The organism is Telluria sp. AIW5, assembly GCF_056680575.1.
Genome location: NZ_CM155289.1, coordinates 4375372 through 4396626 on the forward strand (window position 1 = coordinate 4375372; position 21255 = coordinate 4396626).

General features: G+C 64.5%; 17 protein-coding genes, 3 tRNA genes and 1 pseudogene. 8 read left to right on the forward strand and 13 right to left on the reverse strand.

The genetic code is table 11. The annotated features are described in order from the left end of the window. Position 1 precedes the first annotated feature (1 nt). Complete coding sequence (locus AC1MEM_RS19310; protein WP_499473239.1) at positions 2-2224, reverse strand: NHL repeat-containing protein; 2223 nt, start codon at positions 2222-2224, stop codon at positions 2-4. 487 nt (positions 2225-2711) lie between these two features. On the opposite strand from AC1MEM_RS19310, the gene AC1MEM_RS19315 reads away from it, so the two are divergent. The 4 genes from AC1MEM_RS19315 to AC1MEM_RS19330 are packed head-to-tail and all read left to right on the forward strand — an operon-like array spanning position 2712 to position 5759. Continuing rightward, positions 2712-3080: a GntR family transcriptional regulator gene (locus tag AC1MEM_RS19315; protein ID WP_499473241.1), complete on the forward strand. Its 369-nt coding sequence runs from the start codon at positions 2712-2714 to the stop codon at positions 3078-3080. Then, a complete protein-coding gene (locus AC1MEM_RS19320) occupies positions 3077-3949 on the forward strand; it encodes an ABC transporter ATP-binding protein (protein WP_499473243.1) in 873 nt (290 codons plus the stop codon). Before AC1MEM_RS19315 ends, AC1MEM_RS19320 begins: the two co-directional genes overlap by 4 nt. Then, complete coding sequence (locus AC1MEM_RS19325) at positions 3946-4935, forward strand: hypothetical protein (RefSeq protein WP_499473245.1); 990 nt, start codon at positions 3946-3948, stop codon at positions 4933-4935. The genes AC1MEM_RS19320 and AC1MEM_RS19325 overlap by 4 nt, the downstream gene beginning before the upstream one ends. Further along, positions 4935-5759: a hypothetical protein gene (locus AC1MEM_RS19330; RefSeq protein ID WP_499473247.1), complete on the forward strand. Its 825-nt coding sequence runs from the start codon at positions 4935-4937 to the stop codon at positions 5757-5759. Before AC1MEM_RS19325 ends, AC1MEM_RS19330 begins: the two co-directional genes overlap by 1 nt. Here the strand turns inward: AC1MEM_RS19330 and AC1MEM_RS19335 are convergent. The 4 genes and pseudogenes from AC1MEM_RS19335 to rnr all read right to left on the reverse strand — a co-directional run. Beyond that, entirely contained in the window at positions 5719-6417 is a 699-nt protein-coding gene (locus AC1MEM_RS19335) for a YceH family protein (protein ID WP_499473248.1), read from the reverse strand. The genes AC1MEM_RS19330 and AC1MEM_RS19335 overlap by 41 nt on opposite strands. A gap of 21 nt (positions 6418-6438) precedes the next feature. Next, the gene (cysE, locus tag AC1MEM_RS19340) at positions 6439-7176 is read right to left on the reverse strand and encodes a serine O-acetyltransferase (RefSeq protein ID WP_499473250.1); all 738 of its coding nucleotides are present in this window, start codon (positions 7174-7176) and stop codon (positions 6439-6441) included. A 281-nt stretch (positions 7177-7457) separates the two neighbouring features. Further along, positions 7458-8198 (reverse strand): 23S rRNA (guanosine(2251)-2'-O)-methyltransferase RlmB, encoded by a 741-nt coding sequence (gene rlmB, locus AC1MEM_RS19345; RefSeq protein WP_499473251.1) that lies wholly within the window; start codon positions 8196-8198, stop codon positions 7458-7460. A gap of 1157 nt (positions 8199-9355) precedes the next feature. Further along, a pseudogene (rnr, locus tag AC1MEM_RS19350) lies at positions 9356-11572 on the reverse strand (ribonuclease R); the annotation flags it as partial. Between the two features lie 395 nt (positions 11573-11967). On the opposite strand from rnr, the gene AC1MEM_RS19355 reads away from it, so the two are divergent. The 3 genes from AC1MEM_RS19355 to AC1MEM_RS19365 all read left to right on the forward strand — a co-directional run bounded on the left by AC1MEM_RS19355 (position 11968) and on the right by AC1MEM_RS19365 (position 12391). Beyond that, a tRNA-Leu gene (locus AC1MEM_RS19355) sits at positions 11968-12052 on the forward strand. A gap of 62 nt (positions 12053-12114) precedes the next feature. Further along, positions 12115-12199: transfer RNA gene (locus tag AC1MEM_RS19360), tRNA-Leu, on the forward strand. A gap of 107 nt (positions 12200-12306) precedes the next feature. Continuing rightward, a tRNA-Leu gene (locus tag AC1MEM_RS19365) sits at positions 12307-12391 on the forward strand. Positions 12392-12519: 128 nt separating this feature from the next. On the opposite strand, the gene AC1MEM_RS19370 is transcribed toward AC1MEM_RS19365, so the two are convergent. Together AC1MEM_RS19370 and cueR are read right to left on the reverse strand one after the other, a co-directional pair. Beyond that, the gene (locus tag AC1MEM_RS19370; RefSeq protein WP_499473253.1) at positions 12520-13038 is read right to left on the reverse strand and encodes a hypothetical protein; all 519 of its coding nucleotides are present in this window, start codon (positions 13036-13038) and stop codon (positions 12520-12522) included. A 76-nt stretch (positions 13039-13114) separates the two neighbouring features. After that, positions 13115-13534: a Cu(I)-responsive transcriptional regulator gene (cueR, locus tag AC1MEM_RS19375; RefSeq protein WP_499473255.1), complete on the reverse strand. Its 420-nt coding sequence runs from the start codon at positions 13532-13534 to the stop codon at positions 13115-13117. Positions 13535-13766: 232 nt separating this feature from the next. On the opposite strand from cueR, the gene phaP reads away from it, so the two are divergent. Beyond that, on the forward strand, positions 13767-14348 hold the full coding sequence (phaP, locus tag AC1MEM_RS19380; protein WP_499473257.1) for a TIGR01841 family phasin: 582 nt from the start codon (positions 13767-13769) through the stop codon (positions 14346-14348). 102 nt (positions 14349-14450) lie between these two features. Here phaP and tssA read toward each other — a convergent pair whose 3' ends face one another. The 6 genes from tssA to tssB form a co-directional block, all read right to left on the reverse strand. Further along, the gene (tssA, locus tag AC1MEM_RS19385; protein ID WP_499473258.1) at positions 14451-15452 is read right to left on the reverse strand and encodes a type VI secretion system protein TssA; all 1002 of its coding nucleotides are present in this window, start codon (positions 15450-15452) and stop codon (positions 14451-14453) included. Between the two features lie 8 nt (positions 15453-15460). Then, on the reverse strand, positions 15461-18115 hold the full coding sequence (tssH, locus tag AC1MEM_RS19390; RefSeq protein ID WP_499473260.1) for a type VI secretion system ATPase TssH: 2655 nt from the start codon (positions 18113-18115) through the stop codon (positions 15461-15463). Positions 18116-18139: 24 nt separating this feature from the next. After that, positions 18140-18649 carry a type VI secretion system baseplate subunit TssE gene (gene tssE / locus AC1MEM_RS19395; protein WP_499473262.1) on the reverse strand — a complete coding sequence of 170 codons (510 nt, stop codon included), beginning with the start codon at positions 18647-18649 and terminating at the stop codon, positions 18140-18142. 68 nt (positions 18650-18717) lie between these two features. After that, positions 18718-19209, reverse strand: coding sequence for an Hcp family type VI secretion system effector (locus AC1MEM_RS19400; RefSeq protein ID WP_499473264.1), 492 nt, complete (start codon positions 19207-19209; stop codon positions 18718-18720). 47 nt (positions 19210-19256) lie between these two features. Beyond that, positions 19257-20744 carry a type VI secretion system contractile sheath large subunit gene (gene tssC, locus AC1MEM_RS19405; protein WP_499477698.1) on the reverse strand — a complete coding sequence of 496 codons (1488 nt, stop codon included), beginning with the start codon at positions 20742-20744 and terminating at the stop codon, positions 19257-19259. Between the two features lie 9 nt (positions 20745-20753). After that, positions 20754-21254: a type VI secretion system contractile sheath small subunit gene (gene tssB / locus AC1MEM_RS19410; RefSeq protein ID WP_499473266.1), complete on the reverse strand. Its 501-nt coding sequence runs from the start codon at positions 21252-21254 to the stop codon at positions 20754-20756. Between the last annotated feature and the right edge of the window lies 1 nt (position 21255).

The window sequence follows — 21255 nt, forward strand, 5'->3', positions numbered from 1 at the left end:
ATTACGGCAGGGAGGACTGCAGCAGCGCGTAACGCGTCATGCCGTACAGCTTGCCATTGGCGTAGGTCAGCGCGCCGATGTCGGCGTTGCCCCAGCCAAAGCCTGGCGAAGATACGACACCGGTCGCGCTGATCTTGCGTACGCTGCCCTGGCCGCTCAGGTACAGGTTGCCCTGCTCGTCGATCGTCATGTGATCGATTTCATAGAAACCGAGCGTGGCGGTGCCGACCGGGCCATCGATATTGCCGGCTTCGTTGAACGGCGTGCCGGCGAACACACTCAGCGGCCCGGACACCGGCAGCTTGTAGACTGCCACCGTTGCGGTATCGGCGATATAGATGTTACCGGCGGCATCGACGGCGACCGATTGCGGTGTGAACTTGACACCCGTACGGCTCGGGAACAGGGCTGCGACCTGCGCCTGCGTCACGATTGTCGAGGGCACGCCTGCTGCGGTAACGCGCAGCACCTCGCTCGTGTTGGTACCCGTCACCACGATCGCATCGCCGTTGGTCGGGTCGATGGCGAGATTGATTGGACGAACGGTCGCATTCGGGGTGGACACGATGCCGTTCACGATACGCCGCAGGCCCGTCGTTTGAGCGATCCACAGGCTGCCATCCTTGCCCGCTGCAATCCGGTTAGGCGTTGCGAACGTGGCCGTCGCAAGTGCGCCATCGGCATTGCCGGACGCGCCGGTACCGCCGATCGTCGTCACGACACCACCCGTCGTCGACATGCGAACCACATTGCGCGCCGGGTCGACCGTATACAGCTTGCCGTCGGTGCCCGCTGCCAGTGCGCTGAAGGAGCCGAAGCGTGCCGCGATGCCCGGACCGTCGACGCTGTCACGCAGCGCAGGGGTTCCGGAGACGGTCGTCACCGCACCGGTCAAGCTGACCTTGCGCAGGATTTCCTGTCCGCTGTCGACGACGACCAGGTTGGTGCCGTCGAAGGCGATCGACAGCAGCGTGCCGAAGACGGCCGCCGCGCCCTGCCCATCCTTGTAGCCGCGGTTGGCGTTGTTGCCGGCGAGCGTAGTGACCGCGCCTGTCGCGCTCACTTCACGCACCGACGCGAGGTCGGTCACATACATTTTGCCGTTCGGCAGGATGACCATGCCGGTGATGGCGCTGAAGCGGGCCGCGGCGCCGGCGCCGTCGATCGAGCCGGTACCGAGCAGTTTGCCGGCGAACAGGACCAGCGAACCGCCGACGTCTTTCCAGATGCGGTTGGTGGCGTCGGAGAAGTACAGCGTGCCGTCGGGCGCGCGAGCGATGCGCTGCAGGGTGAGCGTGGTACCTGCCTCCGGCTGGGCATAGGTCTGGGTGGTGACCACGCCGGCCGCACTGACGCGGCGCACCGCAGGCAGCGCACCATTGGTGTCGATCACGATGACACCGCCGGCGCCGTCGGCGACCAGCGAGCCAGGGCGTTCGAAGCGGGCGGCGGCGCCAGTGGCGTCGACCCGGGTCGTGGCCGTCACCACGTTGTTGCAGGCGGTCGAGCCATGGCCGGCCAGCGTCGATACCGTGCCGTCCGCGGCCACTTTGCGGATTTCGCCGTTGCAACCGTCGGACACGAACAGGTTGCCCTGCGCATCGAGGGCGATGCCGCCGGCGCCGCCGAGCCAGAACTGCGACCCGTCGGCGTTCCCGTCGGCCATGCCCGGCTTGCCGGTCTTGCCGGCGAAGGTGCTCACCTGGCCAGCCGTATCGACTTTGAAGATGGCGTGCGGACCGGCATCGGCGACGTACAGGTTGCCGGCGCCGTCGGAGGTGATCGCGAGCGGCTCCTTCAGGGCGGTCGACAGGCCGGCAATCTGGCCGGCCACCTGGTTACCGTAGGCTGGGGCGCAGGCAACCGTGGCGTTCACGTTGGCGCTGCCGATCGTGCCCTTGCCATCGGTGACCTGGCATGTGAATCCTTGCGGCGAGGTCGTCTTGATCTCGTAAGCTGCGCCTGTACTGAGCTTGGTGTCGAAGGTGAACGGGCCGTTGGCGGTGATGAGCTTCGTGTCGCTGCCGTTGCTGACGGTGACGACCGCGCCGGCGCCGAGGCCGGCCACGGTGCCGCCCACGGTGTACTGGGCCGCCGGCGACGTCGGGCCGGTCGGGTTGGCCGGGGTGGTCGAACCGCCGCCGCCGCCGCCACCGCCGCCGCAACCAGCCAGTAATACCAGCAGCGCCGTGGCAACTGCATATTCAAATCGTTTGAGTTTCAATTTTTTTCTCCTTGAGCACTTACTGGGGGGGCAAACCACGCCGTTCATCTATTCGACACGAAACGTTATGATAAAAAAATTACAATAATTCTTGATAATTGATTTTTACACATTTTTTTTGGATGTGTCGCTCAATAGAAATTTCCCCGTGGCGACGAACGGTGGGACCAGCCAGCCCGTCCCCACTCCCCGCGACTAAATGCAATAGTTGGTTAGTTTTCAAGCAATTATTTAGCCTATCATGCCGAAATGAAACAAATTGGAAGCCCGCCCTGTGTATGTCCCGCCACACCGTGCCGACCTGCGGCCCATCGGTTTGGCGCGGCGTTTGCGCGCTTCACGCCGGTTTTTGTGCAGTTCGTCGCATTCCGCCTGCCTCAAAAAGTGTCACTGTTATAGTTCACTACAACACCAAAGCGACACTTCATCCACAGGAGCCAGACATGCACGACCATGCTGCAGCACCCGAGCGACAGGGAGGCCATCCATGAATATTGGCTGGAACGACAACGCACCGATTTACCGGCAGCTCAAGGACCGGGTCATCGAGATGATGCTCGACGGCATCCTGAAAGCCGGCGACGCCCTGCCCTCGGTTCGCCAGATTGCGGCCGAGTACCAACTGAATCCGATCACCGTCTCCAAGGCGTACCAGGAGCTGGTGGACGAAAACCTAGTAGAAAAACGAAGGGGGATAGGCATGTACGTCACTGAAGGAGCGAGCGAGAAACTGCTTGCAAGCGAACGGGAACGCTTCCTGCGCGAGGAATGGCCGGCCATGGTGGAACGCATCCGCCTGCTCGGTCTGAACGTCGAACAATTGCTGCACACTACGCAGCCGGGAGGCACAGCATGAGCGCCGTGATTTCCGCCCGTGGCCTGACCAAGCGCTACGGCAAGCAGACCGCCATCGACGGCATCGACTTCGATATCCCGGCCGGGCGCATCGTCGGCCTGATCGGTCCCAACGGTTCGGGCAAGACCACGACCCTGAAGGCGGCGCTGGGCCTGATCCCCTTCGACGGCGAACTGACGGTGATGGGCCTGGACCCGCGCACCCAGCGCGACGCCCTGATGCAGGACGTCTGTTTTATTGCCGACGTGGCGATCCTGCCGCGCTGGCTGCGCGTGATAGATGCCATCGACTTCGTGGCCGGCGTTCATCCCCGCTTCGACCGCTCGCGTGCAGAGCGCTACATCGCCAATACCCGGCTGCGCCCGACCATGAAGGTCAAGGAAATGTCGAAGGGCATGATCGTCCAGCTGCACCTGGCGCTGGTGATGGCGATCGACGCCAAGCTGCTCGTGCTCGACGAGCCGACGCTCGGCCTCGACATCATCTACCGCAAGCAGTTCTACCAGAACCTGCTCGAGGATTATTTTGACGAAAACAAGACCATCATCATCACGACGCACCAGGTCGAGGAAGTCGAGCACATCCTGACCGACCTGCTGTTCATCCGCGACGGGCGCATCGTGCTGGCCGCGTCGATGGACGAAGTGGGCGAGCGTTATGTCGAAGTGATGGTGGCCGCCGACAAAGTGAACGCCGCCAATGCGCTGCAGCCGCTCGACCAGCGCACCGTGTTCGGCAAGAACGTGATGCTGTTCGACTCGGCGCGCGCGGGCGGCGTGTCGCGGGCCCAGCTGTCCGCCCTGGGCGAAACGCGCAATCCGAGCGTCGCCGACCTGTTCGTGGCAACCATGAAAGGAACCTACGCATGAATACGATGAAATGGCTGCTCCGCCGCGAGTTCTGGGAGCACAAGGGCGGCTTCGTGTGGGCGCCGCTGATCGCCGCGATCATCATGGTGGTGCTGGTCGGCGGCGTCGTCGGCTACGGCATTTCGAGCGGCAAGATGCACGGCGACAGCATCACCATCCAGGTCAATGGCGACGAGGTGCACAACACCTCGATCTCGAAGGTCGTGACGCCCGAAAAACGCGCGGACATGGCCAGGCTCGCCGCCAACAACTATATCGCGGTGGGCGCGCCGATCTTCGTGGTGCTGCCGGTCGTCGCCTTCTTCTACTGCCTGTCCGCCCTGTACGACGACCGGCGCGACCGCAGCATCCTGTTCTGGAAGTCGCTGCCGATCTCGGATGCCGACACCGTGCTCTCGAAGCTGGTCACGGTGCTGGTCGTCGCGCCCCTGATCTCGATCGGCGTGGCGACCGCGGCGGCGCTGGCGATCCTGTTCTTCGGCGGGATCGCCGCCAGCTACCACGGGGTCAGCCTGTTCGGCGCCGTGCTTACCAACGTCAACTTCTACCTGGCGCCGCTCTACCTGGTCGGCATGCTGCCGGTGTATATCCTGTGGGCCCTGCCGACCGCGGGCTGGCTGATGCTGGTGTCGAGTTGGGCAAAGTCGAAGGTCTTCCTGTGGGCCGTCGGCGTGCCGCTGATCGCCGCCGTGCTGCTCAAGTGGCTCGACTTCCTGCTGGGCATGACGAGCGGGCTGACGATCAACGCCGGCTGGATCATCCATAACGTGCTCGAGACCATCCTGCTCGGCCTGGTTCCCGGCACCTGGTTCATGAACGCCGGCGGCGAGCTGCCGCTGCCGACCCATCACGGTGTCGACATGCTGACCATGCTCGGCTACTCGTGGTCGACGCTGGGCAAGCCGGCGCTCTGGACCGGGGTGCTGGCGGGCGTGGCGATGATTCTTGGGGCGATCCGCCTGCGCCGCTGGCGCGATGAAGGTTGATGATGCGACGCTCATTGCTTGCATGTGCGCTCGGCTCCCTGCTCTGCTGCGGCCCGGCCGCGGCGGTGCCGGGGGTAGACGAGCCTTCGACCATCCATGTCAACGCGATTCGCAAACCTGAACTGCGCAAGTACAAGTCGGTCCTGGCCGGCCTGGATGCTTTCGATGAATACCATGCGCTGGCGCCAGGCGTGCCGGCGCTGCAGTTCAGGATCCGGCATCGCACCGGCATCACGGTACCGGATCCGAAGGAAGCGCTGCAGGTACGGCTCGAGGGCGACGGCGGTTTCATCCTGCCGGTCGCGCTCGACAGCACCAGGCTGTTCACCGTGCCGCGCAGCGAGGCGGCGCTGGATGCGAACAGCGAGCTGGTCCTGAACCAGACGCGGCGCTACTACCGGATGGTGCCGTACGTGCGTACGCCGGGGCTCCCGGACAACGTACGGCGCCTGGGCGACCTGCGGCTCGAGTGCAAGGTCCTGATCGGCATCGGGAAGGCGGAGATTCCCCTGTGGGGCAAGCTGGCCATCACGGGTGTTTTGCGTACGAGCGACTGGTGCGCCTTCTTCGACCGCAAGGACTATACCTTCAGCTTCACGACCGATGAGCAGCTTGTCGCGGCCGTCCTGCGCGAAGGCGAACGCAGCGAGGAGCTGAAAACCGAGGACCACAGCTTCAGCGTGGCCCTGTTTGAACCGGGCTGGAGCGACAATGCCCTGATCGAGCTGGCCTTCGAGGAGCCTGCCCGCAAACCCGGGGCGACTGCCGCGCTTGCCGGACCGGTTACTGGAACTGCTGCTGAAACGCCTCGAACCGCGCCTTGAGTGCGTCAAGCTCGCCGCGCAATGCGGCGACTTCGTCTTCCAGCTGGCCGATGCGGCTGGAAGGCGCCGGTGCCGGTGCCGGTGCCGGTGCCGAGACTGCGCCGAAAGCCGAATCGTCGCGGGCGACTGAAATCTCGCCGCCCAGCAGTTGGCCGTAGCGCGGCTCCTTGGTGCCCGGCGCACGCTCCAGCCGGGCCACCAGCGGCGGATATTTGTCGATCAGGAACTGCAGCGCTGCCTCGGCGTCCGCCACCGATTTGAATTCGTGCAGGCGTCCGGTGCGCGTGCGGATCTCGCCGGCGGTCTGCAGGCCGCGCAGCATCAGCACCGTCAGCACGGCTACCTTGTCCTGTTCGAGCGTCCACTTGATGCGCATGCGGTGTTCGTACTTGGTCACGCGCGCGCCCGCGGCGCTGACCCCGCTGACCAGGCGCCGCTCGATCAGGCGCTGCAGGGTGTCCTGCACGGTTTCTTCCGACAACTGCATCACCGGATCGCGGCTCGACAGCTGGTTGCAGCCGTTGACGATGGCGTTCAGCGACATCGGGTAATTGTCGGGCGTCAGCGCCTCTTTTTCGGCAAGCACCGCGAGCACGCGGATCTCGAACGGGTCGAGTACCGGCGCCGCGCCAACACCGGCAATGATTTCTTCAGTCATGGGATTCCTTTGAGCGCGCGATTAATCAACCAGCCGGTTCAGTTCGGCCGAATCGAGTTTATCACCCTCGCAGATGTTCGGACAGGCGATACCGGCCGCCTTGATGGTGGCGGTCAGCCGTTCGAGCTGCTCGTCCTGGCGCGCCACATGGTCGATCAGGCCGCGCAGGGCCTTGGAAATCGGATCGTCGCCGTTCGGCGCCACGCCATACGCCGCGAACATGCGCGCGCTCCTCGACTGGTCTTCCTTGCGGATGATGTGGGCCGGGTTGCCGACCGCCGTGGCGCCGGCCGGCACCGGCTTCACGACCACGGCATTCGAGCCGACCTTCGCGAATTCGCCGACCGTGAACGCGCCCAGCACCTGGGCCCCGGCGCCGACGATCACGCCGCGCTCGAGCGTCGGGTGGCGCTTGGTGCCGGCGACCAGTGTGGTGCCGCCCAGGGTCACGCCCTGGTAGATCGTGCAGTCGTCGCCGACGACCGCCGTTTCGCCGATCACGACGCCGAAACCGTGGTCGATGAAGACGCGCCGGCCGATGGTCGCGCCGGGGTGGATTTCGATGCCGGTGATGACCCGCGCAAGGTAGGAGATGAAGCGGCCGAGCCACTTCAGCCTGAGGTGCCAGCAGGCATGCGCCCAATTGTGCATGACAATGGCGTGCAGGCCCGGGTAGCAGGTCAGCACTTCCCAGCCGTTACGGGCGGCCGGGTCGCGTTCGATGATGCTCTTGATATCTTCGCGCAACGAGGAAAACATAATCAGTACAGGAGGAAAACAGGGACAAATGGTAGCTTATACGGCTACTTGTTGCTTGGAAGGGGGGCGATTCTGGATGCCACGCTTGCTTGCGTGCGGGCTTCGGTGGGGCTGTTGCCAGCACCGTGATTGGTGGGCATGTTCCGCGTGAGCATGCCCACCCTACGGTGCACACCGGCCACGGGCTGGAATCGAGCCCTTAGCTGTTGCTTACCGTAGGGCGGGCATGCCCACGCGTTCAAACAGACTATGAAACCAGGCTAAGGAATTAGCACCGGCTTTCAGGCATTGATACCGCGCTGGCGGCGTGCTTCGTACAGGCAAACGCCCGAAGCGACGGAGACGTTCAGGCTCTCGACCGAGCCGAACATCGGGATATTGACCAGCAGGTCGCAGGTTTCGCGGGTCAGGCGGCGCATGCCCTCGCCTTCGGAACCCATCACCAGCGCCGTCGGGCCGGTGAAGTCGGCTTCGTACAGGCCCTTCTCGGCGTCGTCCGAGGTGCCGATCAGCCAGATGCCGCGGTCCTTCAGCTCGCGCATGGTGCGCGCGAGGTTCGTCACCGTGATGTACGGAACGGTCTCGGCGGCGCCGCTGGCGACCTTGGCGGCGGTGGCGTTCAGGCCGACCGCGCGGTCCTTCGGCACGATGACCGCGTGCGCGCCGACGCCGTCGGCCACGCGCAGGCAGGCGCCCAGGTTGTGCGGGTCGGTGATGCCGTCGAGGATCAGCAGCAGCGGCGGGCCTTCGATGGCGTCCAGCAGTTCGTCGAGGTTGCGCGCCAGTGCCAGCTGGCTGGCGAAGGCGATCACGCCCTGGTGGCGGCGGGTGCCGACGATTTTATCGAGACGCCCGGCCTCGACCGGCATGACGCGCACGCCGGCTGCTTTCGCGTTGGCGATCAGGTCCTTCATGCGGCCGTCATTGCGCTCGGCGTCGACAAAAATCTCTTCCACCGACTGGGCTTCGTGGCGCAGCCGCGAGGTCACGGCGTGGAAGCCGAAAATCATTTTATTCTTCATGCGTTACTTTTCTTCTTGCTGCTCGTTTTGGATGGTGTACTACCCGCCTTGGCGGTGACCGCCTTGGTGGCGGCTTTCGTGGCGACGCTCTTTTCGGCGACGCTCTTTGTTGCGACGCTCTTTGTGGCGACGGCTTTTTTGGCGACGGCCTTTTTGGCGACGCTCTTTTTTGCTGCAGCGGCTGGCACGGCGATGCTCTCTTGCACGACCGGCGCGGCCTTGACCGCACGGGCACGGCGCGGCTTGGCTGGCGCCTCCTCAGCGACTTCCGGTGCTGGTGCCGGAGCCGCCGCTGCCGGTTCGGCTGCCTTGGCGCGGCGCGCGCGTTTCGGCGCGGCCTCAGGTTCGGCCCGGACGGCTGGTGCCGCCTCGACCGGCGCCTCGGCGACTGCCTTGGCCTTGCGCGGACGCTTGGCGGCGACCGGCGCAGGTGCTTCGACGACGTCCACGACCGGCTGCGGTGCTACCGCTGCACCCATGTCGAGCGCGGCGGGCGCCTTGCGCGGACGGCGCGCAGGCTTCGCCTCGGCGATGCTGGCCACCGGCTGAGCGGCTTGCACCGGCTCGGCCACGGCTGGCTGGACGCTCGCCTGCACCGGCACCTGGGGCGCGGCTTCCTGCTCCTTGCGCGCACGGCGTGCTCGCTTGGATGCGCCGGTCTCCTGGCCGATGTCCGCCAGTTGGCCTGGCGCCGGCTGGGCCTGCTCGATCACCGGCAGTTCGGCGGCTACATTGTTCGCCGATTCGATCGCCGATCCGTTTGCCAACTCGCGCGCGGCTGCACGCTCCCTGCGCTCCTTGCGCGAACGCTTCGACTTGCCGCTGCCGGCGGTCTCGCCAGCATTGCCGGCGGCCGGCTGCTGCGACTGCGCTTGCGATTCAGGCTGCTGCTGCGCCATCACCGGCAGATCGCCTGCCAGCTCATTTGCCAGCCCACGTGCCGCTGCGCGCTCCTTGCGTCCGCGGCGCGAACGCTTCGAGCGGCTGCCCTTGCCTTCTTCCGCGGCGCCATTGCCGGCCGGGCGCGCCGCCGGTGCCGGGGCTGCCGGCTGGGCGTTCGAACCGCGGTTGCGGTCCGATTTGTTCTCGTCGCGACGACCGCCCGAACGACCCTGCTCACGCTGTTGCACAGGCGCCGCTTCAGTGCTGCCGTCCTGCGCCAGCACGAGGTCAATCTTGCGTGCTTCCAGGTCGACCTTGGCCACCTGCACGGTGACGCGGTCGGTCAGGCCAAAGGTTTTACCCGTACGTTCGCCGCGCAGCACGTGGCGCGCTTCGTCGTACTGGAAATAATCTTCGCCCAGGCCCGTCACGTGGACCAGGCCTTCGACGTACAGTTCATCGAGCTGCACGAAGATGCCGAAGGTCGTCACGCCGGCGACGATGCCGGTGAAGGACTCGCCCAGCTTGTCCTGCATGAAGTAGCACTTGAGCCAGTTCTCGACGTCGCGCGAGGCTTCGTCGGCGCGGCGCTCGTTGGCCGAGCAGTGCACGCCCAGGGCATCCCAGATCGTCAGGTCTTTCGGATCCTTGGCGGTGCCCTCGGCCTTGTGCTTCGCCGCCTGCTTGCGCCCGGCGTTCGACATCGTCGTATTCAGCTTGGCGAGATCGATGCCCTTCGGCTCGTACTTTTTACCGGCCAGCACCGCCTTGATGGCGCGGTGGGTCAGCAGGTCCGGGTAGCGGCGGATCGGGCTGGTGAAGTGGGCATATGCCTCGTAGGCCAGGCCGAAGTGGCCGACGTTGTCCGGGCTGTAGACGGCTTGCTGCATCGAACGCAGCAGCATGGTCTGCAGCAGGGATGCGTCCGGACGCTCCTTGATCTCGCGCATCAGGGCCGCGTAGTCGCTCGCGCTCGGCTTCATGCCGCCGCCCAGGTTCAGGCCGGTCATCTTGAGGAAGGTACGCAGCTGGTTCAGCTTTTCCTCGGTCGGCGTGGCGTGGATGCGGAAGGTGCCCGGATGCTTGTGGCGGATCAGCAGGTCGGCGGCGCAAACGTTCGCGGCCAGCATGCATTCCTCGATCAGGCGGTGCGCGTCGTTGCGGGTGCGCGGGATGATCTTTTCGATCTTGCCCATCGCATTGCAGACGATATAGGTTTCCGTCGTCTCGAAATCGATCGCGCCGCGCAGCTGGCGCGCGCCGAGCAGCGCCTGGAACACGCCGTTCAGGTTCTGCAGGTGCGGCACGATGGCCGGACGGCGGGCCGCTTCCTCGCCCTGTGGCTCGGCCAGGATCTCGGCGACCTGGTTATAGGTGAGGCGCGCAGCCGAGTGGATCACGGCCGGGTAGAACTGGTAGGCCTGGACCACGCCTTCGCTGCTGACGACCATGTCGCACACCAGGCTCAGGCGGTCGACCGCCGGGTTCAACGAACACAGGCCGTTCGACAGCTTTTCCGGCAGCATCGGGATCACCCGGCGCGGGAAATATACCGAGGTACTGCGCTCGATGGCGTCGGCATCGAGGCCATCGTTCGGCTTGACGTAGTGGCTGACGTCGGCAATCGCGACCAGCAGGCGGAAGCCGTTTTCGCGGCCGATCTTCACCGGCTCGCAATACACCGCATCGTCGAAGTCGCGCGCGTCTTCGCCGTCGATCGTCACCAGCGGCACGTCGCGCAGGTCGACGCGGTCCGCGAGATCGGCATCGATCACTTCGTTCGGCAGGCGGTTGGCCTGCTTCAGGGCGTTCGGCGAGAACACGTGCGGCACGCCGAACTTGCGCACGGCGATTTCGATTTCCATGCCCGGGTCGTCCAGCTCGCCGAGTACTTCGACGATGCGCCCGGTCGGCTTCTGGAAGCGCGCCGGCTGTTCGATCAGTTCGACGCTCACCACCTGGCCGGCCTTCGCCTTGCCGGGAGAACCGGCAATCAGGATGTCCTGGTTCATGCGCTGGTCTTCGGGCGAGACGATCCAGACACCGCCTTCATTGAGCAGGCGCCCGATGACGTGGGTGTTGGCGCGCGCGACGACCTCGACGATCGTGCCTTCGAGGCGGCCGCGGCGGTCGGTACCGGTGACCTTCGCCAGCACGCGGTCGCCATGCAGCACTTTCTGCATTTCCTTGTCGTTCAGGAAAAGGTCGTTGCCCGGCTCGTCGGGAATGACGAAGCCGAAGCCGTCGCGGTGCGCGGCGACCTTGCCTGCGATAAAACCAGCCTGGTCGGCGAGTGCATAAGCGCCCTCGCCTTCGCTGCGGATCTGGCCGTCGCGTTCCATTGCGTTCAAGCGGCGCCCGAGGACTTCCTGGGCGGCTGGATTGACTTGGAGGGCACGTGCGAGCGTGGTCGCATCGAGCGACGTGCCTGCATCACGGAACACACCGAGGATTTCCTCTCGGCTAGGAATAGTATGAGTAGGTTGCTTCAAATCGTTTTCTTGAATTCTTTTTAATAGGATCCGGACCGGCCGGCGCCGTGGTTGGATTGACACCTTGTCAGGCGTAGTGTAACGGAGGACGGCGCTATTCGCCTAACATAGCGTGCTGGCGTGCGGGGCGTCCAGGCTGCCCGAGGCCCAGGCAGGCGGGTCTTTGACTTTTGCAAACCTTCCGCTATAATCTCGGCTCTTTCGCAACGACAGCATTGTTTGAGCGAAGAAAAGCAGGGGCAATAAGAGGAAGTCCTGCGCCGGAGCAGCGAAAGTTGATCTAGCGAAAAACAGGAAAGCCTGATATTGTATCAGCTTCGGCGATAGATAACGCAGCCTGTGCTCCTGAGCACAGAGACTCATCGCCGAAATGATGTTGGCTTCAGCAGTAAAATGCCCACGTGGCGGAATTGGTAGACGCGCACGGTTCAGGTCCGTGTGCCGCAAGGTGTGGGGGTTCGAGTCCCTCCGTGGGCACCATCTACTGGAAGCACTCCGCAATATTTTGATGTGCCGTTTTAATTGTAATGTCGTAATAAAATGCCCACGTGGCGGAATTGGTAGACGCGCACGGTTCAGGTCCGTGTGCCGCAAGGTGTGGGGGTTCGAGTCCCTCCGTGGGCACCATCTACTGGCATTAAATCCGCGTAGCATGTGCTCTTGAGCGCATGACTCATTGTTGGAATGTTGTTGGCAATTGTAATATCGTAATATCGTAATATCGTAATCGCAGTGCCCACGTGGCGGAATTGGTAGACGCGCACGGTTCAGGTCCGTGTGCCGCAAGGTGTGGGGGTTCGAGTCCCTCCGTGGGCACCAAAGTTTTCTGGTTGATGGCTGACCGGCGCAAAACGCCGCAATCTTTGCAAAAGGATTGCGGCGTTTTGCGTTATTGCGTTTGCATTTTGCGTTTTTGCGCGCGCTGTCGAATTTTCAGCCGGCCACGATTACAAGCCGACCATCCGCGCAAGGCGACCGAGTACGTCGGCAAGATTGATCACGTTGGCAAAATCCAGCACCACACCGATCAGCAGCAGCACCCCGGCGATCTTGAGCAGTTTCAGCAAAATCCTGATCGCGACGTACAGGGCCGCGCCCGCGATAGCGCCGACCGCAGCGGCCCCGGCCGCGCCGATGACCAGCTTGCCCCATGTCCACGCAGGATCGATGAGCAGCAGGTAGCCAACGAACAGCACGCAGAGCAGACCTGCCCCGGACTTCGCCATCGAGCGAAGAGTGGCTGGCGCCGCGTGGATTGCCTCGCGGCCTCCGGCACCGCCACGCCATACAGGGCCAGTCGGCGGTGCATGGTAAGTGGTCAGGCCCGGACCGGGCGCGGGTGGCGGTGGTGGCTGGGGCTTCTGCGCCGCACGATCGCGCTCGCGTTCGTTCACGCCCTTCAAATAGTCCATGCCGGACCCGCCGCCGATGCCGTTGAGTCCGTTTTGGTAGTCTTCCCAGCTCACAGTGGATTCTCCACACGCTCGATCCGTCGAACCAAGCCCTTTGACCGCAAACCGGGGCGCAAAGTTCGTACGTGCGCTATCGACCAGCTTCACTCCCCTCCCGACTCGCCAGGTCGTCGAGGATCGGGCAATCGGCACGTGCATCGCCATGGCAGGATGCCGCCAGCGCCGCCAGGGTCCGTTTCATCGCCTCCATCTCCGCAATTTTCTTTTCCAGTTCCGCGATATGGCTGCGCGCAAGCAGCCGCACGTCGGCGCTGGCGCGTGCCTTGTCCTGCCACAGCGCCAGCAATGCGCGGATCTGTTCCAGCGAAAAGCCCAGCGCCCGAGCGCGATGGATGAACTGCAGCACCTGCACGTCGCGCTGCGCATACAGCCGGTAGCCGGCTTCGGTGCGCCGCGCCGCGCCGATCAGGCCGATCGACTCGTAATGGCGGATCATCTTGGCCGACACCCCCGACGCCTGCGCCGCCTCGCCGATACTCAATGCTTCCATGTTCTCTCCCGTCATCGACAGGCAGGATACACCTTCCCACCGTGGGAAGCTCAAGACAAACTCCTTGACGGCGCCCGATAAGGGGCTATGCTCGGGCTACGATGCCTGCGTTCGCACGCCTGCCGGCTTCCTATCGGGACAGCCGTTGCGAAAAGCTCATCGTTGCTAAATAATAGGTTTCGTTAGTCGCAGGTCGCCGATCGCTGTATTCATTAGAACCGAGGAGACATTGATGTTCACGAGTCCGGAACAATTCGCATCCGCTACCAAAACCCTGTTTGACCTGCAAATGCAGACCTTCGACATGCTTGCCAACAAGACTGTGAAGGGACTGGAACAGGTGATGGCCCTGAACATGGCCACCGCCCGCAGCACGATGGACAAAACGCTCGCCGCCAGCCGCGACGTTTCCCAGGCACGCGACGCGCGCGCCGCTTTCGACGCACTGTCGGCGCGGATGACCCCGGATATGTCCGGCAGCGTCGAATACCGCGACCAGATGAAGGTCATCATCGAGGAGATGCAAAGCGAGTTCCGGCGCGCCGCCGACGTCCACGTGGCCGAGGCGAAGAGCACGCTGTCGGCGCTGATCTACGACGTCACGCAAAACGTGAAGCCGGGATCGGAAAACGCGGTGGAAATTATCAAGGCGGCGATCGACAATGCCTTCAAGGGCTATGAGCAGGTGACCCAGGCCACGCGCGACGCCGTCAAGAATGTCGAGGAGCAGATTGCCAAGGCTTCCTCACTGGTCAACCCAGGGGCGGACAAGGCAGCATCGGGCGCACAGCCGGGCGACAAGCCTGCTCAGTAAAAGGCGTGCAGGCCACCGCTTTGGCGTCGGTTAACGCAAACAGGGCGGCTTGCGCCGCCCTGCAACATTCTTTCATCCGAAGTCGCTGGATGAAAGAATATTTCATCCACCCTTCTCTTCCTGCACGATTCCCAGCATTTCCTCGACGTGGGCCAGCGCGCCCGCATCCTTCACGACTGTCTTGAGCCACAGGTGCAGCGGCTGCTCGCCCCAGCGCGCCGCCTTTTCGGCGAGGTAGGCGACCGGGCTGTGCGGCTCCGTCTGGCGGAAATAGTCGGCCACGGCGCGCAGCTGGCCGAGCGCCTGTGCGCGGCTGGCGATCGCGCCCGCGAATACCGGCAGGCTTGCTGCCGCAGGCATGAGCGCACCCGCTTGTGCTACGGCCGGCAGCGCCGTTGGCGCGGCGGCGACGGCAGCCGTGGCAGGCGTGACGAAATGCGCCAGGTTCTGCAGCGCAGTGCGTGCCAGGCTGAAGCCCGGGCCGTCGGCACCCAGCCGCGCGTCGACCGCATTTTCAAGCTGCGCGAGCGCCGCCAGGCAGTGGGTGCAGTCTTCCAGCAGCGACTGCTGGAAGACTTTCGAGGTCCGGCTACGGGCCGCCTCGACATTGGCGATCGCCTCGGCGCCGTGGGCACGCGCCGCTTCGATATCGCGCATCGAAAAGGCCGCGCCTTCGGTCACCGGACACTCGGTGACCAGCTGCGGCACGCGCGCCGCAATCCAGCACAGGTTGCCGATGCGCTGCTCGAAGCCGCCTTCGTCGGGCTGCGGATACAGCCCGTCCCAGAAGCGTTCGCACAGCGCGGCGACCACCTGCAGCGCCTCGCCCAGGCTGCGCAGCCCGCCCGTTTTGGCACTCGCTTCGGCCAGCCAGACGGCCAGCTGCAAGTCCTTGCTGCGCGTCTCGAGCAGGTGCGCGCAGCGTTTCGCGACGAACTTCCAGTCCGCTTCTTTCAGCGTCGTGACCCAGGCGCCCTGCTCGATCGATGGATCGTCGGCCTTGCGCGCCTGGGCGATCGCATCGATCTCGGGCGAGAACGCGAGGTCCTCGCCGCAGGGGCTGGCCGCGCTGACCGGGTTGAGTAATTGTTCGACCTTGAACATGGCGGTCCTCAGGCGGCGTCGATCGCGTACTTGAATTTGCCGGCCCTGGTTGCGCCGACCTTGATGCGCGCGATCGCCCCGCCCTCGGCCATCCGCGCCAGCACGCTGTCGGCGATCTCGGGCAGCAGCGTGCCGTTCAGGATCGTGTCGACATTGCGCGCGCCCGAATCGACTTCGGTGCAGCGGCTCAGCACCGCATTGACCAGCGCCTCGTCGTACTCGAAGGTCGCGCCATGGTTGTCGCGCACGCGCTGGCCGATGCGGTTCAGTTTCAGGCGGATGATATTGGCCAGCACCTCGTCGGCGATCGGATAGAAAGGCACGGTCGCCAGGCGGCCGAGGAAGGCCGGTTTGAACTGCTTCATCAGCTGTGGACGGATCGCTTCGAGCAGCTGCTCGGGCTTGGGCATCTCGGCCGGCGTCTTGTTCAGGCAAGCCTGCATCATCGTGGAAGACGCCGTGTTCGAGGTCAGGATGATGATCGTGTTGCGGAAGTCGATCTGTCGCCCTTCGGCGTCGTCGAGCACGCCCTTGTCGAAGACCTGGAAGAACAGCTCGAGTACATCCGGGTGCGCTTTCTCGACCTCGTCCAGCAGCACCACGCTGTACGGATTGCGCCGCACCGCTTCGGTCAGCACGCCGCCTTCGCCATAGCCGACATAACCCGGCGGCGAGCCTTTCAGCCCGGAGACGCTGTGCGCTTCCTGGTATTCGCTCATATTGATGGTGACGAGTTTGCGCTCGCCGCCATACAGCAGGTCGGCCAGCGCCAGCGCGGTCTCGGTCTTGCCGACGCCCGAGGTGCCGACGAACAGGAACACGCCCTTCGGCTTGTTCGGATCGTCCAGGTTGGCGCGCGCCGTGCGCACGCGCTGGGCCACGGCGCTGGTCGCATGCGACTGGCCGAGGATGCGCTCGTCCAGCAGCGCCTGCAGCTGCAGCACGGTCCTGATCTCGTCCTTCACCATGCGGCCCAAAGGAATGCCGGTCCAGGCGGCGACGATGCCGGCGACCGTGTGCCCGTCGACCTGCACCGGCACCAGCGGCGCCTCGCCCTGCACGCTGCGCAGCTCGCCGAGCGCGGCTTTCAAGACCGGGGCGCTCATGGACGAAGCGCGCCCGCCTTCGAGTTCGCCGCGCATGCGGGCGATGTCGGCGGTCAGCTGGCGTTCCTGCTCCCAGCGCGCGGTCAGCCGCTCCTGCTCGGTCAGCGCCGCCATCCGGTCGCCACGCAGCTGCATCAGGCGGGCCGAGTGTTCGCCGCCGGCGCTCTGCTCGCGTTCGAGCGACGCGACCTGGGCGTCGATGCGCTCGATGCGGCGCATGCAGGATTCCAGCAGCGCCGGCGTGGCGCTCTGGCCCAGCGCGACCTTGGCGCAGGCCGTATCGAGCACGCTGATGGCCTTGTCCGGCAGCTGGCGCCCGCTGATATACCGGTGCGAGAGTCGCACCGCCTCGGTAATGGCTTCGTCGTAGACGCGCACGCCGAAGTGCTGCTCCATCAGTGGCGCCATCGCGCGCAGCATGGCGCAGGCAGTTTCCTCGTCCGGCTCCTCGACCTTGATCACCTGGAAGCGCCGCGCCAGTGCCGCGTCCTTCTCGAAATACCTCTTGTATTCGCTCCAGGTGGTGGCGGCGATCGTGCGTAGCTCGCCGCGCGCCAGGGCCGGCTTCAGCAGGTTCGCCGCATCGTTCTGGCCGGCCGCGCCGCCCGCGCCGATCATCGTGTGCGCTTCGTCGATGAAGAGGATGATCGCGTGCGGGCTCTTCTTCACTTCATCGATCACGTTCTTGAGGCGGTTCTCGAATTCACCCTTCACGCTGGCGCCGGCCTGCAGCAGGCCCATGTCGAGCGTGTGGATCTCGACGCCGCGCAGCACCTCGGGCACGTCGCCCTGCACGATGCGCAGCGCAAGGCCTTCGACCACTGCCGTCTTGCCGACACCGGCTTCACCGGTCAGGATCGGGTTGTTCTGGCGGCGCCGCATCAGGATGTCGATCGCCTGGCGGATTTCCGGATCGCGCCCGATCACCGGATCGACCTTGCCTTCGCGCGCGCGGCTGGTGAGGCAGGTGGTGAACTGGTCGAGCGCCGGCGTTTTGCCGGGCGCTTGCGACTCCAGCTCGCCCACCGGATCGCCGCCCTGCCCCTGCCCCCGCGTCATGCAGGAAGCAGGGGCGACGGTCTCGCCGGAGCCGCGCGTGAGCTTGTCGAAATCGTGCTTCAGGCGGTCGAGCGGAAACTCGGCAAACAGGGTCGATGCGCGCTGGGCCAGTTGCCCCAGGCTCGGTTCGGTGAGCAGCGCCAGCAGCAGGTGGCCGCTCCTGATCGTGTTCGGACCGCCCGTGCCGAGCGAGGCGATCAGCCATGCATGTTCGAGCAGCATCGGCAGATTTTTCGAAAACACGGGCGTGCGCGCGCTGCCGGCGGCGAAGCGCGCCACCTCGTGGCGCAGGTCCGCTTCCAGTCTGGTGACGCTGATATCGCAGGCGCGGGCGGCGACCACCACATCGCAATCGGGCTGCTCGAGGAGCGCCAGGAACAGGTGCTCGATATCGACTTCGTACTGGCCCAGCCCGACGCAGATATTGGCTGCGCGCGTGGCGGCCATGCGCGTCGCGTCGTTCAGTTTGCCGATCAGGGTTTTCAGGTTGATGTCCATGCGTGTCGCGTCCTTTGTGTCGGGTTATGCCTGGCGGCGGCTGCGCTCAGGGCGCGGCCGCGCCACTTTCCTGATCGCGTAGTGCAGCGAAGAAGGCTGCAGCACGGCGCTGAAATTGACGGTATCGCCGCCGGAATCGAGTTCCAGCCGCGCGTGGATGACGAAGTCGAGCCGGTTGACGCTGCCCTCGACCAGCTCCAGGCTGGCGCTGACGTCCTTCAGGCGCGGCTCGTGGATTTCGATGGCGGCTTTCAGGCTGGCGCAGATGGCGACGCGGTCTTCGTCGCTGGAGAGGCAGAAACCGGCGAAATCGACCAGTCCATAATTCAGGATCGACGCCCGTGCCAGCGGGAAGCGCTCGAATACCGAAGGCGGCAGCGCCGCGCGGGTATTGAGCAAGGCCTCGAGGTCGCGCGCTACATGGTCCTTGATCTGGTCGAGGTGCAAGCCCTGGGTCGTCGGCGGGGAGGCTGCGCCCGGTTCCCTGCGCTCGTCCATCAGGCGGTCGAGCAGGCCGGGCGTGAAGCCTTTCATGGGATCTCCTCTGACGGGATCAAAAAAAAGGGGCGCGTGACCATGCGGTGACGCGCCCGGCGCTACGATCAGGCGATCTTGTTGGTCGCCAGGTCCCAGCCACCCGAGGTGTTGCCGCCGGCGCCGCCGGTGACCTTTTGCTGGGTGTACTTCCATTTGATCTTCGAGAACTTCAGGCCGACCTGCTCCTGGATGATCGAGCCTTCGTGCACCGCCGGCATGATTGCGCCGATCAGGACGTTCTCCAGTTCGATCTCGAAGTACTTGATGCGCTCGCCCTGGCCGTCGGCGCGCATGAATTCCAGCTTCGCTTTCGGGATGGTCTTGCCGGCCGAGCAGGTCTGCAGCAAAATCGGCGAAGCCAGGTCGGCAAGCTTGGTGAAGGTGACTTCCTTGTGCTCGCAGCGTTCGGCCGTGTGGCCACCGCCGGTCGAGGCCGTGGCCGAACGGGGCTGGCTCACGCCCCAGTTCACCGAGGTGCACTCGATCCAGTCCTTGTGCTTGTCGTCCATCGATTCGCCCTTGATGCCATCGATCTGCAGATATACGTCAATTGCCATGTTTGCTTACTCCAGTTCAGGTTGAGAGTGGTGAAGTGACGAGTGATTCAATTTTTGGTCGACTGCGGCAACTCCGCGACCAGTCGGAGCGAAACGGACAGCTCATCGAGCTGGAAGTGGGGACGCAGGAAGGACACGGCGCGGTAGCATCCGGGGCGGCCCGGTATTTCCGACACCTGGACGCTTGCCTCACGCAGCGGGAATTGCGCCTTCTGTTCCTGGCTGGCGTTGTCGTCCAGGAGGACGTATTGCGTCAGCCAGCGGTTCAGGTAATCCTCGACGTTCGAGGCGGCGGCGAAGCTGCCGATCTTGTCGCGCATCATGGCCTTCATGTAGTGGGCGATGCGCGAAACGGCGAAGATGTACTGCAGTTGCGACGACAGCATGGCGTTGGCATTGGCCGCTTCGTTGGCGTACTTCTTCGCCTTCTGCGCCGACTGCGCGCCGAAGAAGGCCGCGTACGACGTGTTCTTGCAGTGCACCAGCGAGATGAAGCCCAGGTCCGAGAGTTCCTTTTCGCGGCGGTCGGTGATCGCGACCTCGGTCGGGCATTTCAGTGCGACTTCGCCCTCGTCGGTTTTGAACGTGTGGGTCGGCAGGTTCTCGACCAGGCCGCCGCCTTCGACGCCGCGAATCGCCGCGCACCAGCCGTAGTCCTCGAAGGCACGCGTCAGCTTGGACGCGAAGGCATACGAGGCGTTACACCACAGGTATTTGCTGTGATCGGTGCCGTCGACGTCTTCCACATAATTGAAGCCTTCGGTGGTCATGCCGTCCACCGGGTTATACGGCAGGCGCCCGAGGAAGCGCGGCAGCGTCAGGCCGACATAGCGCGAGTCTTCCGATTCGCGGAACGCCTTGAACTTGGCGTATTCGACGGTATCGAAGACCTTCGCCAGATCGCGCGGTTTGCCGAGGTCGCCGAAGCTGTCGACGCCGAACAGTTCCGGCGCGGCCGAGGTGACGAAGGGGGCATGGCTGGCCGCGGCCACGTGCGACATCTGCTCTAGGAAGTACATGTCCTCGGGCTGGCGGCTCATTTCGAAGTCGCCGACCAGGGTGCCGTAGGGCGCGCCGCCGAAGGTGCCGAACTCCTCTTCATACACCTTCTTGAAGAGGGTGCTCTGGTCGAATTCGACCGCGGCCTGGAAGTCCTTCACCAGTTCGCGCTTGCTGGCGTTGAGCATGCGGATCTGCAGGCCCGAACTCGTGAACGAATTCTTCACCAGGTATTGCAGGCCGGTCCAGCTGCGCTCCATCTTCTGGAATTCGGGCGCATGCATGACGGCCGAGAGCTGGGTCGAGATCATCCGGTCCAGTTCCGCCAGGCGCGCATCGATCATCGCCGACAGGTTGTTCGACACCACCATCGTGCCCGACATCACCTGGGTCACGAGCTCGGAAATCAAATCGCGCGCGCGTTCGTGTTCGCTGGGCGAAGCGGCAACCCGGCTTTGCTCGACGATCTGGTCGAGCAGCGACGTATTCAGTTGCGGCGCCAGTTCCAGCGCGGGCTTCACCGCTTGTTCGAGCATGGCCGCCATTTATTTGTCCTCCGTCTTGCGCAGGCCTGCCAGCTTCTCGGTATTGCCGAGCACTTCGCTCAGGATATCGTCGAGCTTGTCGTTCCCGGCCAGCTTGTTGCGCAGGTCGGCCAGCTTGGTGCGGGCGTCCAGCAAGCCTTTCAGGGGAGCGACCTGCTGCACCACGGCCTCCGGGCGAAAGTCGGCCATCTCGCGAAACTGCAGCTGCACGCCGAACTGGCCGCCCTCTTCCGACAGGTGGTTCTCGACGCGGAACTGCACGGCCGGGGCGACGCCGCCCAGCACCTCGTCGAAATTCGAGGCATCGACGTTGACGAACTTGCGGTCCTTCAGGCGCTTCTTTTCGGCGTTCGGGTCGTTGCCGAAGTCGCCGATCACGCCGACGACGAAGGGCAGCTCCTTGTTCTCGATGGCGTCGCCGATCTCGACGTCATAGGTCATCTGCACACGCGGCGCGCGTACCTTCTGCAAGCGTTTCTGCACGCTTTCACTTTTTGCCATG